Genomic DNA, 14,578 nt, shown 5'->3' on the forward strand with positions numbered 1-14,578 from the left:
GTCGAAGGTTCGTCCTGGGTGTGACCGATTCGCGTGCGGGATCACCTCGCGGAGCTGCGCGGTGTCGGGGCCGTCTGGCGTTCACAACGGTGGGGATGAGCGGCGTGGCGCGAGCTGAACGGATACGTGGTTGGTCACGCGCCGAGCTCGCCGCCGTTGGCGAGGTGGAGGAGGATGTCGCGAGCTTGTGCGACTGCTTCGGGTGTTTCGTCTCCGTATGCGGCGGCTGCGGCGAGGCCTTCGGCGGCGCGTCGGATGATCATGATGCGGGCTGGGTCGAGGCCGTCTGCGGCGAGGTGCTCGTTCCACCACTGGGTGTCCGCTGCGGCGATCTCGGCGACCCGCGGGATCTGGTAGACCCCGGCCCAGGTCGGGGCGGCGGTGAAGTACTGAACGGTGGCTTCGGAGCCGGAGGTCATGGCCCGAACGTATGCGCGCAAAAGCTTCCCCGGGGTGTTCTCGGAAAGGTCGAGGTGGTTCATCACGTTCTCACGGAGCTGCTGCTGCGCGTCGTCGACGAGCGCGACGAGGAGAGCCTCACGGTTGGGGAAGTGGTGCAGTAGCCCACTCTTGGAGACGCCGGCACTCTTGGCGATGTGGTCAAGCGACACCCCGGTGCCTCGTTCGCTCATCGCCTCAGTCGCGGCCGCGAGCACGGCTGCGCGGGTGCGTTCGGCGTTCCGGGTGGGTCGCTCCTCTGCGCTGACTGCTTCTGTCACGGCGAACTCCGTTCTGTCGGGCATCCCCGTCGACAATCGTGCCTGACGGGCTGGCAGTTCAGGCTGAACCTGTCGAATCCCTGTAAGCAGTCTACCCACGTCGTTTAACCGACCAAATAGTCGGTACAGTGGCGTTGTGACTTCGACGACTTCTCAGCCGGTGACGGCGCGCAGCTGGGCCGCGCTCGGCATCCTCACCCTTGCCGTGCTGTTGCTGGCGATCGACGGGACCGTCCTCGCGTTGGCGGTTCCGGCGCTCACGGCCGATCTGAATCCGACCGCGACGCAGCTGTTGTGGATCGGTGACATCTACTCGTTCGCCTTGGCTGGCCTGCTGGCGACAATGGGGAACCTGGCGGACCGGATCGGACGGAAGCGGTTGCTGCTGATGGGCGCCGTCGGTTTCGGGTTGTCGTCGGTCCTGGCGGCGTTCGCTCCGACCCCGGAGATGCTGATCATCGCTCGCGCGATCCTCGGTATCAGCGGAGCGACGATCATGCCCTCCACCCTCGCGATCGTGCGCAACATCTTCTCCGACCCGGCGCTTCGCACCCGCGCGATCGCGGTGTGGGCAGCTGGTGCGACTGCCGGTGCCGCGGTGGGCCCGATCGTCGGCGGGGCGCTGTTGGAGCACTTCCACTGGGGGAGCGTGTTCCTCATCAACGTCCCGATCATGGTGCTCGTCCTGATCGGCGGTCTGATCCTGCTGCCGGAGTCGAAAGACCCGAACGGCGCACGAATCGACCTCGTTTCGGCGCTGCTGTCGTTTATCGCGATCGTGTCGATCGTGTACGCCATCAAGCACGTCTTCGCGAAGGGCCTCGACTGGACCGTCCCGGTCGCGGTCGTTCTCGGGCTGCTGGCGGGATGGCTGTTCCTGCGCCGTCAGCGCCGCCTCACCCGGCCGCTGATCGACATCTCCCTGTTCCGGTCCCCGGCGTTCAGCGGCGCGGTGATGGCCAACACCGTGTCGATCTTCGCGTTCGTGGGGCTGCTGTTCTTCTTCTCCCAGTACCTCCAGCTCGTGCGCGGCCTCGGCCCCCTGCAAGCGGGTCTGACGGAGCTGTCGGCGACGATCGCATCGATCGTTGTCATCGCGTTCGCGGGATTCATGCTCGGCAAGCTCGGCCGCGGACGCGCCATCAGCGTCGGGCTCGGCTTCGGCGCGCTGGGACTTGCCGTCCTCGCCCTCGCCGAAGGCATGTCGGGCCTCGTCGGCATTGTCATCGGCTTCGCGATCGTCGGGTTCGGCGCGGGCCTGGCGATGACCCTCACCACCGACGCGGTCGTCAGCGCTGCGCCCCGGGAGCGTGCCGGTGCCGCCTCTTCGATCGCCGAGACCGCCTACGAGCTCGGCGCAGCGCTGGGGATCGCCGTGCTCGGCTCGGTTCAGCTCGCCCTGTACCGGTGGAACCTGCCCGCGATCGCCGATCCGGGTATCGATAGCAGCGTGAATGAGTCCCTCGCCACCGCTGTGTCACAGCTGGACACCACAAACCCCGCGGTACTGGCCGCGATCGAGCAGGCACAGCACGCTTTCACGGTCGGGATGCAGTGGACCTCGGTGATCGCCGCGATCTTGCTCGCCATCGCCGCCGTCATCGCCTGGATTGCAATTCCGTCCCACAAGGGACAAGCCACCGTTGACCACTGACATCGGAGCAACAGACTTATGAAGATTCTCATTGTTGGAGCCGGTATCGCCGGCAGCGGGGCAGCGCACATGCTCGCCCACGACGGTCACGACGTCCGTGTTGTGGACGCCGTCGACGCTCCCTACAGCGGCGGCTATCTGCTGCAGTTCGACCGCACTGCGGTGCAGATGATGCACCAGATCGGAGCGCAGGACGTCGTTGACGAGCTGAGCGCACCGTCCTCGAAAGTCACCGTCCTGCGAGGCGAAAAGGTCCTCACCACGTTGCAGCTCGACGGGTACCGCCTCGCCCGCCGCGGCGACCTCGTCGGCGCGATCTCTCGTTACGCGGCAGAGACGGTTCCGATGCACTTCGGTCGCAAGCTCACCGGCATCGAGCACACCCTCGACAGCGTCACCGCCCACTTCGCCGACGGCAGCAGCGAGAACTTCGACCTCATCATCGGCGCCGACGGCCTGAACTCCACCGTCCGCAAACTCACCCTGGAAGTGGACCGGTCCTACATGTACGAGAACGGGCGTCAGAACGTGTGGGTGGATGTTCCCGGCCGGATCGACGGCACCGAGAAGGCCGCGATCCTCCTGAGTGGCGGGCTGGCAGCGCAGGTATTCCCCTACCCCGACCGGGACGAGATGCTCGTGCTGACCTCCTTCAACCTCGGTCCCGGCCGCCACGACAGTAGTGAACTTCTGCCGCGCGCTGCGCAGCTACTCGCGGGCGCCGGACCCACCCTCGCTCCCTTCGTAGAGCACGTGCGAAACGCGTCCCCAGACGATGTCCGCGTGACACGGTTCGCTCAGGTGCGCGCACCCCGGTGGCACGCACGCAACGTCGTGCTGCTCGGGGACGCGGCGCACTGCATCGACCCGCTCTCCGGGGCTGGCGCGCACGGTGGGCTGGTGGGGGCGGCAATTCTCACGCAGGAGCTGCGACGGAGCCCGCACGACATCTCCGGCGCGGCCACACGCTACCGGGCGCGACTGCGTCCCTTCGTGCGATCGGCGCAGCTGCTCACGGCGGGTCTGCTCGAGCGGGCGACCGCCCGCGGAATCGGCCAGCGTCTCGCTGCCGACCGGTCGCTGCTGGGCGCCGCCCTCAGCGTTCGCCGGGCCGATGTTCCCCGCCGTACCTACACCAGTCGACCCCGCCCTCAGGGCTGACCCGAGGAATGTGATTTCCGGTATGGACCTACAGCTCGCCGACTCGACCGTTCTCCTGCTCGGCCCCGGCGATGAACTCGACCGCGCGATCCTGCGCGCACTGTCATCGGAGGGGGCATGGACCTACGCGACCACAACCAGCTCGTCGACCACGGACCTTACCCAGCACGGCGACACCGCTAGTCACTGGGTGGCAACCGAAGACGACGTAAACGAATTCACCGTCGCCCGAATCAACAACTTCCTCACCGCACGCGGCCGCCCTGCGACCTCGATCATCCTGCATGTAGACGCCATCAGCGCACTTGCCTCCCGCGGACCGATCAGATGGTGGCGATTCCGATCCGAAGCAAAGAGCGTGATGCGCTCAGCCAGTGACGTGCTCCTCGGAGCCGCCCCCTCCGAGGAGAGGTCACTGCTGCTCGTTTATCAGCTCAACGACGACACTGAACTGCCTGTCGCCTCCCGCTGGCTGCAACGCATCATGTCGACGACCATCAAGCGCGCACGACCGGGGGCACGAGTCAACAGCATCCTCGTGGGCGCCGGCGACGTCGACCCCGACGCAGCCACCATGATCTCGGTGCTGAGCTCTCCCATCAGTCGTCGCATCACCGGCGCGCTCATACCCATGGACGACGGCGCCCTCGCCCGCGACTTCGCGCAATTCGACCTCGAGGAGCTCCGATGAACCGTCACATTGTGATCACCGGCGACGCCGCCGAGGAGCTCCCCCGCACCGCCGACGCCCTCCGGCGAGGCGGCAATGCCGTCACCATCGGAGACCTCACCGCGCTCGACGCACACCTCCCGGTGACGTCGTTCATCATCGTCGCCCGGTTCACCGCGGGAATGGAATGGGACACCTGGTGGGCGCAGGACGCGCACAATCGGGAAGCGTTCGAAGCCGTTCTACCTCACCTCGCAGCTGCTTCTAACGGCATGCTCATCGGACTGAGCACCACCACCGACCGGTCAGAGCGAGCGGAGATCCGGGCGGGAATCAGCAGCCTCCTCTACCGCTTCCAAGCCCGGGCCGCCGCCGACCGCGGCATCGATTTCTCGATGAACGGCATCGAACTACCGGACCGGTTCGACCAGGACCTCCTCAACCGCCGCCTCAGCGAACACGCAAACCGCCGCGGCCTGCTCGCCAACGAAGCAGTCGTCCGATTCGAGGACCTCACCGATCAGACCATCGCCCAGGCGATGACCGCTGACTTCATCTGACCCCCGCACCGGCCTCCCAGCCGCACACGAACGGAGCAGCCATGACCACCACCCCCACCCGCACGGTCGACGTCGCCATTATTGGCGCGGGACTTGCCGGCCTCTCCGCCGCCGACCAGCTCACCCAAGAAGGACACGACGTCGTGGTCTTCGAGGGCCGAGACCGGGTCGGGGGACGAATCCACACCATCAATATCGCCGGCGTCGACGTTGACGCCGGCGCGACCTGGGTCGCCGCCGACCACACCGCCGTCCGCGATCTCCTTACCCGATTCGACGGACACACCATCCCGCAAACCCCGCACGGCAACAGCGTCATCTCACTGGGTGGACGCCGCCGTGTCGCGGGCGTTCGGGCGCTCGCCCCATGGGCCGTGCTCGATATCGTGCGCATCGCAAACGCACTGCAGAAGATGGTCGATCCGCTCCCGGTCACCGAGATCTGGGCTCACCCGCGCGCCGCCGAATACGACGCGGTGTCTCTGGGGGAGTGGCTCGCATCCAAACGAGCCCTCAAATCGACCCGCACCTTCATCGGCATGATCAGCCTGATCCGCCTCGGCGCACCCGCCGGGGAACTCTCCCTCCTGCACGCGCTGCGGTACATCAAGACCTACGGCGGCATCTGGCGTGTCCTGTCCGTGGAGGGAAACCCGCAAGACCGCGTCGTCGGAACGGTGCACTCGCTCACTACGCGACTGGCTGACACCCTCGGTTCTCGCGTGGTCCTGAACGCTCCCGTAAGGAACGTCACCGCGACGGACGACCATGTGACCGTGGAAACGAGCAGCGAGACTATTCACGCGCGCTACGTCATCGTTGCCGCCGCACCCTCCCACCGCGCCGCGATCCAGTTCACCCCCGCTCTCCCCGAGCAGCACTACGGGCTTTCACGCGCATGGCAGCCGGGCGCACTCAGTAAAGCGTTCGTCGCCTACGACCGCCCGTTCTGGCGAAGCGACGGCCTATCGGGCGAGGCCGTCTCCGACGACAACACCGTGCTCCTCACCTTCGACGTCAGCCCAAGCCCCGACGGGCCCGGCATCCTCATGGTCTTCTGCGACCCACGTGAGTTCGATGCGTACGACCGCGACGAACGCTCCCGCCGCGTCATCCGCCACCTCGCACGCCTCTACGGTGATCAAGCCCTGCGCATCACCGCATACGAAGACTTCGCGTGGGGAAACGACACCTTCGCGCCGGGCGGTCCGACCCCGGCCGTCGCCCCGAAAGCGTGGACCGCGTTCGGGCCGTACCTTCGCGAACCCGTGGGACGAGTGCACTGGGCCGGCACGGAAACGGCTGACCAGTACTGCGGGACCATGAACGGCGCCATCCTGTCCGGCCACCGTGCCGCATCCGACGTCCACGACCTCCTCACCAGCCGATGACGCACATGATGACCGCCCCCACGCGCACGACGTCCCACTACACCGATCCCGGACGACCCGCCCGCCAAGTGGCGCCCTGGATCCACGCCGGCCTGGCGGCAGTTCTCGCCGTCGCAGCCACAGTGCTGTACTACCTCCTCGCGGCAGGGTTCTTCATCACCGACGATCAACCCGACGGTTCACCCGCGGAAACCTGGGCCTGCGTCGGCGGAATGACTCTGACTGCGACCACGCTGATCCTCGCCTACCGCCCCATCGTCGACGGCCCCGGACGGACCCTCGCCTTTGTCGCCAGCGGAATAGCGGCGCTCTCCCCACTTGTCGGCTTCCTCGTCCACTCCTGGAGCTGACCACACAGAACACGCATAGCCACCGGCCATATGGTCGGTAATGCCGCACGCGCGGCCGGTAGGAGTAGTCATGCGATCCAAGTTCAAGACTGTGACCGAGCCGAAGCCGCCGCAGCAACCGGCGAGCGTGGGAGAGTCCCTTCCCTACGGGGTGCAGTTAGCTGCGGCATGGGCGTGGCGGGTGGTCATCATCATCGTCGCGCTCGCGCTGCTAGTCCTCGCGCTCGTCGAGCTGCGGGAAATCGTGATCCCCGTGCTGGTCGCGATCGTGCTGTCGGCGCTTTTGGTGCCATTCCGCGACGTCCTGATGCGCAGGCTCCGCTTCCCTCGGTGGGCGGCGATCACGACAGCCGAGCTGGGTGTGATCGCCGCGGTAGGACTCTTGCTCTACCTCGTCATCACTCAGGTCACGGCCGGATTCGGGGGCATCCGTGACCGAGCCCTCGGCGCGCTGGACTCGTTCAGCAGCTGGCTCGAAACCTCCTTCCACGTCGGCGGCGACCAACTCTCCGGAATGGTCGATCAGGTGTGGCAGGCGCTCCAGGCCAACGCCGGCAGCATCCTCCCCAGCGTTCTCTCCGCCGGCAGCACCATCGGGCACATCCTGGTAGGCGTTCTGCTCGCCCTGTTCACCACCCTCTTCATCCTCATCGACGGGAACCGCATCTGGGCGTGGGTCGTCCGGCTGTTCCCCAAGCGCGCCCGCCCCGCGCTCGACGGTGCAGGACGTTCCGGCTGGGGCACCTTGCAGTCCTTCGTCAAAGTGCAGATCCTCGTAGCCGTCATCGATGCTGTCGGGATCGCCGGTGGCGCCGCACTCCTGGGCGTTCCCTTCGCCATCCCCATCGGTGTTCTCGTATTCCTCGGCTCGTTCGTCCCCGTCGTCGGAGCCGTCGTCACCGGCGCCTTCGCTGTAGCCGTCGCCCTGATCTACAACGGCTGGATCATCGCCATCGTCATGCTCGCAGTCGTCCTCCTGGTCCAGCAGTTCGAAGGTCATGTCCTGCAGCCCCTCATCATGGGCAGCGCCGTGAAGGTCCACCCTCTCGCCGTCATCCTCGCCGTCGCCGGAGGTTCCATGCTCGCCGGCATCCCGGGAGCATTCTTCGCCGTACCCGTCGTCGCCGTGCTGAACTCCGCCATCTCCTTCATCGCCAGCGGCAGATGGCGTACCCCCTAGCCGCCTCCAGCTCCTGAGCGGGCGGCACCGCGGAGGCGGACGTGGCTAAGCCGCTGATCGGTACAAGCTCGCGCCTCGGCCGTGCCGAAAACAATCGTTTTCGGCAGACTGGTAGATCTATGTTACTGGTCAGCGTTCGCTGTATATTCATCTGGTGCTGACTGTTGCTTCTCGTCTCGATGTGATGAACCGTCTGGGTCGCGCGATGGCGGATCCTTCTCGCTCGCGGATCCTTTTGGCGCTCTTGGACGCGCCCGGCTACCCAGCGGAACTCTCGCGTGACCTCGATCTGACGCGTTCGAATGTCTCCAACCATCTGACGTGTCTGCGGGGGTGCGGTTTGGTTGTTGCGACGCCGGAAGGGCGTCGTACGCGATACGAGATCGCAGACCCGCATCTCACCGTGGGCCTGCGGCACATGCTGGAAGCGGTCGTCGCGGTCGATAAGGGCGTTCCGTGCACCGATGAGAAGTGTGAGTGCTGCGCATGAGTGAAGAGTGCTGTGGCCCGGACGAGCCCCGCAAGACCCGCACCATTCAGCGCATCGAGCTGACACGTCCCCGTGCTGCGGGAGGCGCGTGCTGTGCTCCCGAGCCGGTACACAACACCGTCCCGACCCAGGCTCACGAGGAAGGCGACGCGTGCTGCGGTCCGGCCCTGCCTTCGAAGGGCAGCAGGGGTGACGATGAGCACGAGGTGCGTCCGCCGTGGTGGCGCGATGTCGCCCTGCTCCCCTCCGTACTCTCCGGACTATTCCTGATCGCTGGCTACGCGCTCGAGTGGGCGGGTATCGAGCTCCCCGCCCTCGTGCTGCAATGGGCTGCTCTGCTGGCCGGAGCCTATACGTTCGTCCCCGGTGCGATCCGCCGGCTGATCCGGGGACGGCTTGGTGTCGGGCTGCTGATGACCATCGCCGCGATCGGTGCGGTACTCCTCGGCCACGTTGGTGAGGCTGCGACTTTGGCGTTCCTGTTCTCGCTGGCGGAAGCTCTCGAGGACCGGGCGATGGATCAGGCGAAAGAGGGTTTGCGTGCGCTGCTGTCCCTGATTCCCGAGACCGTGCGTGTCTCGCGTCTCGCTGGCGACACGACGATCCCGGCCGCGGACGTCCGTGAACTCGACATCCTCGTCGTCGGGGCGGGTGAGCGTGTCGCGACCGATGGTGTTGTCGTCGAAGGCCGATCGAGCCTGGACACCTCCGCGATCACGGGAGAGTCCATCCCCGTCGACGTGTGCCCCGGCACTGCGGTCGCGGCAGGCTCGGTGAATGGTGCATCAACGCTGCGGATCGAGGCGACCGCGGATGGGCGCGACAACTCGCTCACCCAGATCGTGTCCCTCGTCGAGCAAGCCCACGCCCGCAAGGGCGACCGCGCACGGCTCGCCGACCGGATCGCCCGCCCCCCTGCTCCCCGTAGTGCTGATCGCCGCGGCCCTCGTTGCCGTGTTCGGGTTCATCGTGGGAGATCCGGCGACCTGGATCGAGCGTGCACTCGTCGTCCTGGTCGCCGCATCTCCCTGCGCTCTCGCGATCGCCGTGCCGGTCACGGTGATCAGCGCTATCGGCTCCGCGTCCAAGTTCGGCGTCGTGATCAAGTCCGGGGAGGCGTTTGAGCAGCTCGGCACCATCCGTGCGGTCGCGCTGGACAAGACCGGAACCCTCACCCGCAACGAGCCGGCCGTCGTCGACGTGCGCCCCGCAGCCGGCATTTCACGGGCCGAGCTGCTGACCTGGGCGGGAGCAGTCGAAGCGACAAGCAGCCACCCGCTTGCCGCCGCGATCACCGCGGCCGCACCCGGTGCAGCTGCGGCCGCGGACGTGGTCGAAGACGCCGGCCACGGAATCACCGGCCGCGTCGACGGCACCCTGGTCCGCGTCGGGAACGCGCGGTGGCTCGCCCCCGGTGCACTCAGCTCGGCCGCTGATGAGATGGGCGAAGACGGCATGACAGTGGTCGTCGTTGAAGCGGGCGGCAAGATTGCCGGACTCATCGGCATCCGTGACGAACTGCGCCCGGAATCCGCAGAGACCGTGCGACTGCTGCAGGATGCCGGTATCGGGATCACGATGCTCACCGGGGACAACGAACGCACCGCTCGCGCGATCGCCGCACAGGCGGGCATCGCCGACGTCCGCGCAGAGCAGCTCCCCGCAGACAAGGCCGCCGTCATCGAACAACTCGCAACCGCGCGCCCGACGGCCGTGGTCGGTGACGGCATCAACGACGCCCCAGCCCTTGCCACCGCCACTGTCGGGATCGCCATGGGACTGAAAGGGTCGGCTGCTGCGATCGAGTCCGCCGACGTCGCCTTCACCGGGAACGATCTCCGCTTGATCCCCGGCGCCCTCGCCCACGCCCGTCGCGGCCGCCGAATCATGACCGCGAACATCGTGCTCGCCCTCGCGATCATCGTCGTCCTCTTCCCACTCGCGCTCTTCGGTGCGCTCGGGCTGGCCGGCGTGGTCCTCGTGCACGAGATCGCAGAGGTGTTTGTGATTCTCAACGGCGTGCGTGCCCCGCAACGCCCTGCCGCTCTGCGCGCCCGCGCCGCAACGCCCGAACCCGCCCGCGTCTGACCCCCCCCTCGGCGACAACCACGTCACCGATCTGGAGCCTCCATGAGGACGAACACGACAATGAGCACGAGCACCACAACCACTGAGCCGTGAAGACACCTGCGCCGCGGTCCCGGCCCAGCAAGGTCGTTCCGAGGACATGTGCCGGCTGTCGACAAAGCCGAGTGGACCAAAGCCCCGGCTCAAAGAAGAGTAGCTAGAACGTCCAGACGGACCTGCGCGACGGCAGCGATAGTCATATACGCCACGATGGTGATCAGTGTTAACCATGGCCAGAGTCGCTGTCCGAGCCGTGCCGTTCGAGCACCGAAGATGCCGGTCCGGGCGTTCCTACCCGTGGTGAAAACAAATAGCGGAATGGTGATGACCCAAACGACCATGCACCACGGGCAGAGAGTGCCAAGCACATAGATGCTCTGGCCGATCAGCCAGAGCACGAATGCGAAGGCGCCTGCGACACCGATATTGAACACGGCCCAGTACCAGCGGGCGAGGTTGGGTGCGGCCCAGAGGGTTACACCAGCACAAAGCACGAGTGAGAATCCGATCAACCCCAGGAAGGGATTGGGGAAGCCAAGAACAGCACCTTGCGCGCTATCTAGGTTTGCAGAACACTGCACCAGAACGGACAGGTCGCAGCCCACGCTCGCGTTCGGGTTCTGCAGCTTCTCGAGCTTCTCTATGGAGAGCGCGAGTGAAGCGGTAAGGCCGATGACGCCGACGCTCGCCAGAAATCCAGCGAACAACGGCTCGCGTACAGGTTGTGTGGTCATTCGAAGCTCCCCGTGAACGAGCGCCGCTGAAACGCGGCTGTACTGCTACCTCTGATCATCGCGTTGAGGTAGTTGAGGTCGGGTGATGTTGCCGCTTTAGCGCCGTCACGCATGAGTGACAGAGGCTTGTTCTTCTTCCTGGATGTGATCCGTTTCGATCTGGAAGGTGGAATGCAGCACGGACACTTCGAAGTGCTCGGCGACGCACTTCTTCACGTCGAGCAGTACGTTTGCGGCATGACCGTCAGTGAAGCATTGGTCTTCGACTACCACGTGCGCGCTGATGGTGGGAAGCCCCGTCGCGACGGTCGAAGCGTGCAAGTCATGGATGTCCTTGACGTGATCGAGTTCAAGAATGTGCGCGCGGACGTCGTCCAGGTCTAGGCCGGGAGGGGTGAACTCCATCAGCACACTCGTGGTTTCCCGGAGAAGTTTGAATGCCCGGGGAACGATGAGTGCCGCAATCAGCAGCCCGGCGATCGCATCAGCTTGAAGAAAACCGGTGGTAGCGATAACGATCGCCGCCACGATGACGCCAAGCGATCCGAGAGCGTCGTTAAGAACTTCAAGGAACGCGGCTCGCATGTTGAAGTTCACGCCGCGGCTTGAAGAGAGCAGGACGATCGCGATGATGTTTGCCGTGAGACCGATGATGCCGAAAATTAGCAGCTCGGCGGCAGGGACCTCCGGTGGTTCAAACAGACGTCGAACGCCTTCGACGGCCGTATAGGTTCCGACGACCAGCAGCAGGGCTGCTTGTCCGAGCGCGGCGATGACCTCAATGCGCCGAAAGCCCCAGGTGCGTTTGGCGTTGGCCGGACGCAGCATGAGGGTCGCGGCGATGAGGGCGACCAATAGCCCGGATGCGTCAGTGATCGCATGCGCAGTGTCGGTGAGAAGCGCGAGGCTGCCGGTGACCACGGATCCGACTGCCTGGGCCGCGACAATGACCGCGGTGATACCGAAAGCGATCCACAGCTTCCTGCGGTGATCGCCGGGCTGGCCGGCTTCCGGGGCGGGGCCGTGAGTGTGTCCAGCGCCCATTACCGGAGCTCCGTTCTCTCGCTGTGTAGGTGGTGCGGTTGACGCAGGTGTGCGTGCAGTTCGGCGTGGGTCCCTGTGGCGCTCAGCAGGGTCTGAGCCGCGTTGATCAGCGCGGCCGTCGCATTCGGCTCCGTCAGGGCGTACCAGGATGACCGCCCCTCTGGGCGGACGGTGATCAGGCGACACTCGAGCAGGAAGCCCAGATGCTTGCTCACGGTGGACTGTGCCAGGCCGACGTGCTCAACCAAGTCACGCACCCGATGCTCACCGGAAGCAAGGTGCTGCAGCACGGCGAGCCGAGTGGGGTCCCCCAGCGCATCGAACAAATGCGCATACACGCTGGTAGCACCTTCGTCCAATATCACCTCGTCCATATTCATCGTCATGCGGCGATGATATCGCCTATAGGGGTCACCTGCCTCTGAATCACGGAACCGGGAAGGGTTATCGTTTCGCCACGGGACGTTCCCGCCGTCTGGAAAAAGCACAGTCCTGCGGCCGCGGTCACCTGCGCGTGCGAGCGTCGCGCTCGGCGAGCTGTTGCAAATGCGCGTTGTACTACTGCAGTTCCGTCTCCCCCATGCGGTCCGCGTGGCGGTCGCGGCGCTTCGTCTCGCGGTCGTCGCTACGGCTCCACTGGATCGCGACCGTGATCGCGAGGATGAGGGTAGGGATCTCTCCGATCGACCAGGCGATCCCCCCGCCGGTGTACTGGTCCTCGAGCGGGCTCGCGCCCCAGGTGCGGCCCATCGCACCGAACCACTCAGCGACGATGAGTCCCGACTGCACCATGATCGCGATGCCGAAGAACGCGTGCATTGCCATGATGCCGATCAGCAGCAGCAGCCGGCCTGCATACGGCAGTCGGTACGGCACCGGGTCCACGCCTACCAGTGACAGCACGAAGAGATACCCGGTGATAAGGAAGTGCGCGATCATCCACTGATGCCCGAGGTGGTCGTAGAGCGACCAGCGGAACAGGTCGGTGTAGTAGAACACCCACAACGACCCGATGAACAGCCCCGCGGCGACGAACGGGTTGGTGAGGATCCGGGCGACTGGGGAGTGCGCAGCCCAGAGGATCCATTCGCGGCCACCGCGTGTGCCGTCGTCGCGCTTGCGAATCGCGCGGGCCGCGAGGGTGACTGGGGCCCCGGCGACCAACAGCACCGGGATCGCCATCGTGAGCAGCATGTGCCCGACCATGTGCATGCTGAACAGGTAGTCCTGGTAGACGTTGACGACGCCGCCAGTGACCCACACCAGCAGGCCCATTCCAGCGACCCACATGATCGTGCGATATGGCGGCCACGCATCGCCACGGCGGCGCAGCCGCCGCACCCCGGCGAGGTAGAAGAACACGGCGAAGCCGGCGATGACCGCCCAGAGCAGGTCGATGTTCCACGCGGTGAACCACCGGTCGACGGTGAGCTCGGAGGGCAGCGGGGCGCCAGTGAGTCGTTCCGCTGGGGACGGATTTACCGGAAGCGGTGTGGGGTTTGGTGGGGGCGTGCGTGCGAGCGCAGCCGCGGCGCCGCTGGCCATGCCCATCACCGCCACCTCGAACACGATGAGCGTCCAGAAGGACCGGCTGCCACGGTCAGAGTCACGCATCGTTCCGACCAGGCGGGCGCGATACCAGACCCCGAAGAAACCGAGTGCGACCAGCGCAATCACTTTCACGGCGAGGATCACACCGTAGGGCGACATCATCGCGGTCCACTCCCGCAGGCCGATCGCGGCGCGCACGGTGCCGGACACAGCCACGAGCACGAACGCGGCCAGCGCGATGCTCGAATAGCGGGCCACGACATCGGCGAGGCGGACCCGTGTGAGCACAGGACGAACCATGACGAGCAGCAGCAACCCTCCGAGCCACACCGCGGCGCCGATGACGTGCAGGATGAGCGCTGTCATTGCCTCATGGTGGAACGCATCGTCGCCGGAGTGCCCCTGCGTGCCCATCGGCACCAGAGCGGCGACCGCGAAAACGGTTACGAGGAGGGTGCCCGGCCAGGACCGCACCGCGAACGTCAACACGGTCAGCGAGGCGCCGGCGACCGTAGTGATGAGCCAGGTGCGGCCCACCTCGGTCTCAACGAGGAACCGGCCGATCTGCGCGCCGAACACCGGTCCGGCGTCCAGCGCGGGGTTGAACACATTGACGAAGGTGAGGAACCCCGTCGCTCCGGAGGCCACGGTGAACACGGCGGCAGCGATCGAGGCAGTGTCTAGGGCGACGTCGATCTCCCGCTCCCCGGCCCGCAGAGTGAACAGGGCCGTCACGAGCACACCGACCATGCCTGCCGCGGCGAGGTTCACAATTAGTTTCGCGACCGGCAGGCCCCACCGCACGACGGGGCCAGCGTCGCCCAGCTGAAGCCCTGCCGCGCCCCCGCCGAACGCCAACCCCGCAATTAGTGCGACCAGCGCGGTCACGGCCAGGACCGTGGGGCCCGCAGCGCGGAGGGCGCGCGGACTCAACCCGAGGACGATCA

Annotated in this window: 13 protein-coding genes and 1 pseudogene; 9 read left to right on the plus strand and 5 right to left on the minus strand. The window is 66.1% G+C overall.

Annotated features, from left to right (window positions below; translation table 11 throughout):
- Positions 1 to 134: 134 nt before the first annotated feature.
- Positions 135 to 719 (minus strand): TetR/AcrR family transcriptional regulator, encoded by a 585-nt coding sequence (locus tag PUW82_RS00980; protein WP_274220493.1) that lies wholly within the window; start codon positions 717 to 719, stop codon positions 135 to 137.
- Positions 720 to 855: 136 nt separating this feature from the next.
- Here PUW82_RS00980 and PUW82_RS00985 point away from each other — a divergent pair, with 136 nt between their 5' ends.
- From PUW82_RS00985 to PUW82_RS01025, 9 genes and pseudogenes are all read left to right on the plus strand, one after another.
- A complete protein-coding gene (locus PUW82_RS00985; RefSeq protein ID WP_274220494.1) occupies positions 856 to 2,373 on the plus strand; it encodes an MFS transporter in 1,518 nt (505 codons plus the stop codon).
- Positions 2,374 to 2,391: 18 nt separating this feature from the next.
- Positions 2,392 to 3,534: an FAD-dependent oxidoreductase gene (locus PUW82_RS00990; protein ID WP_274220495.1), complete on the plus strand. Its 1,143-nt coding sequence runs from the start codon at positions 2,392 to 2,394 to the stop codon at positions 3,532 to 3,534.
- Positions 3,535 to 3,544: 10 nt separating this feature from the next.
- Positions 3,545 to 4,225: a hypothetical protein gene (locus PUW82_RS00995; protein ID WP_274220496.1), complete on the plus strand. Its 681-nt coding sequence runs from the start codon at positions 3,545 to 3,547 to the stop codon at positions 4,223 to 4,225.
- Positions 4,222 to 4,764, plus strand: a complete 543-nt coding sequence (locus PUW82_RS01000; RefSeq protein ID WP_274220497.1) for a hypothetical protein — start codon at positions 4,222 to 4,224, stop codon at positions 4,762 to 4,764. The genes PUW82_RS00995 and PUW82_RS01000 overlap by 4 nt, the downstream gene beginning before the upstream one ends.
- 41 nt (positions 4,765 to 4,805) lie before the next feature.
- Positions 4,806 to 6,155: a flavin monoamine oxidase family protein gene (locus tag PUW82_RS01005; protein ID WP_274220498.1), complete on the plus strand. Its 1,350-nt coding sequence runs from the start codon at positions 4,806 to 4,808 to the stop codon at positions 6,153 to 6,155.
- An 8-nt stretch (positions 6,156 to 6,163) separates the two neighbouring features.
- Entirely contained in the window at positions 6,164 to 6,505 is a 342-nt protein-coding gene (locus PUW82_RS01010; protein ID WP_274220499.1) for a hypothetical protein, read from the plus strand.
- Positions 6,506 to 6,575: 70 nt separating this feature from the next.
- Positions 6,576 to 7,685 carry an AI-2E family transporter gene (locus tag PUW82_RS01015; RefSeq protein WP_274220500.1) on the plus strand — a complete coding sequence of 370 codons (1,110 nt, stop codon included), beginning with the start codon at positions 6,576 to 6,578 and terminating at the stop codon, positions 7,683 to 7,685.
- 154 nt (positions 7,686 to 7,839) lie between these two features.
- On the plus strand, positions 7,840 to 8,175 hold the full coding sequence (gene cmtR, locus PUW82_RS01020) for a Cd(II)/Pb(II)-sensing metalloregulatory transcriptional regulator CmtR (RefSeq protein WP_269268778.1): 336 nt from the start codon (positions 7,840 to 7,842) through the stop codon (positions 8,173 to 8,175).
- A 206-nt stretch (positions 8,176 to 8,381) separates the two neighbouring features.
- A pseudogene (locus PUW82_RS01025) lies at positions 8,382 to 10,263 on the plus strand (heavy metal translocating P-type ATPase).
- Positions 10,264 to 10,445: 182 nt separating this feature from the next.
- Here PUW82_RS01025 and PUW82_RS01030 read toward each other — a convergent pair.
- From PUW82_RS01030 to PUW82_RS01045, 4 genes are all read right to left on the minus strand, one after another.
- Positions 10,446 to 11,036 (minus strand): vitamin K epoxide reductase family protein, encoded by a 591-nt coding sequence (locus tag PUW82_RS01030; RefSeq protein WP_114587693.1) that lies wholly within the window; start codon positions 11,034 to 11,036, stop codon positions 10,446 to 10,448.
- A 105-nt stretch (positions 11,037 to 11,141) separates the two neighbouring features.
- Positions 11,142 to 12,080 carry a cation diffusion facilitator family transporter gene (locus PUW82_RS01035; RefSeq protein ID WP_114587694.1) on the minus strand — a complete coding sequence of 313 codons (939 nt, stop codon included), beginning with the start codon at positions 12,078 to 12,080 and terminating at the stop codon, positions 11,142 to 11,144.
- Complete coding sequence (locus PUW82_RS01040; protein WP_210006400.1) at positions 12,080 to 12,466, minus strand: ArsR/SmtB family transcription factor; 387 nt, start codon at positions 12,464 to 12,466, stop codon at positions 12,080 to 12,082. Before PUW82_RS01040 ends, PUW82_RS01035 begins: the two co-directional genes overlap by 1 nt.
- A 172-nt stretch (positions 12,467 to 12,638) precedes the next feature.
- Positions 12,639 to 14,564, minus strand: a complete 1,926-nt coding sequence (locus PUW82_RS01045) for a bifunctional copper resistance protein CopD/cytochrome c oxidase assembly protein (RefSeq protein WP_274221724.1) — start codon at positions 14,562 to 14,564, stop codon at positions 12,639 to 12,641.
- Positions 14,565 to 14,578 lie beyond the last annotated feature (14 nt).

The sequence above is a fragment of the Microbacterium thalli genome, from assembly GCF_028737325.1.
Lineage (GTDB): Bacteria > Actinomycetota > Actinomycetes > Actinomycetales > Microbacteriaceae > Microbacterium > Microbacterium thalli.

Excerpts from the sequence above, each read along its gene's own strand:
- PUW82_RS00990 (WP_274220495.1), top strand. The coding sequence starts at position 2,392 with ATGAAGATTCTCATTGTTGGAGCCGGTATCGCCGGCAGCGGGGCAGCG.
- PUW82_RS01000 (WP_274220497.1), top strand. The coding sequence starts at position 4,222 with ATGAACCGTCACATTGTGATCACCGGCGACGCCGCCGAGGAGCTCCCC.
- PUW82_RS01005 (WP_274220498.1), top strand. The coding sequence starts at position 4,806 with ATGACCACCACCCCCACCCGCACGGTCGACGTCGCCATTATTGGCGCG.
- PUW82_RS01010 (WP_274220499.1), top strand. The coding sequence starts at position 6,164 with ATGACCGCCCCCACGCGCACGACGTCCCACTACACCGATCCCGGACGA.
- PUW82_RS01015 (WP_274220500.1), top strand. The coding sequence starts at position 6,576 with ATGCGATCCAAGTTCAAGACTGTGACCGAGCCGAAGCCGCCGCAGCAA.
- PUW82_RS01030 (WP_114587693.1), bottom strand. The coding sequence starts at position 11,036 with ATGACCACACAACCTGTACGCGAGCCGTTGTTCGCTGGATTTCTGGCG.
- PUW82_RS01035 (WP_114587694.1), bottom strand. The coding sequence starts at position 12,080 with ATGGGCGCTGGACACACTCACGGCCCCGCCCCGGAAGCCGGCCAGCCC.
- PUW82_RS01040 (WP_210006400.1), bottom strand. The coding sequence starts at position 12,466 with ATGACGATGAATATGGACGAGGTGATATTGGACGAAGGTGCTACCAGC.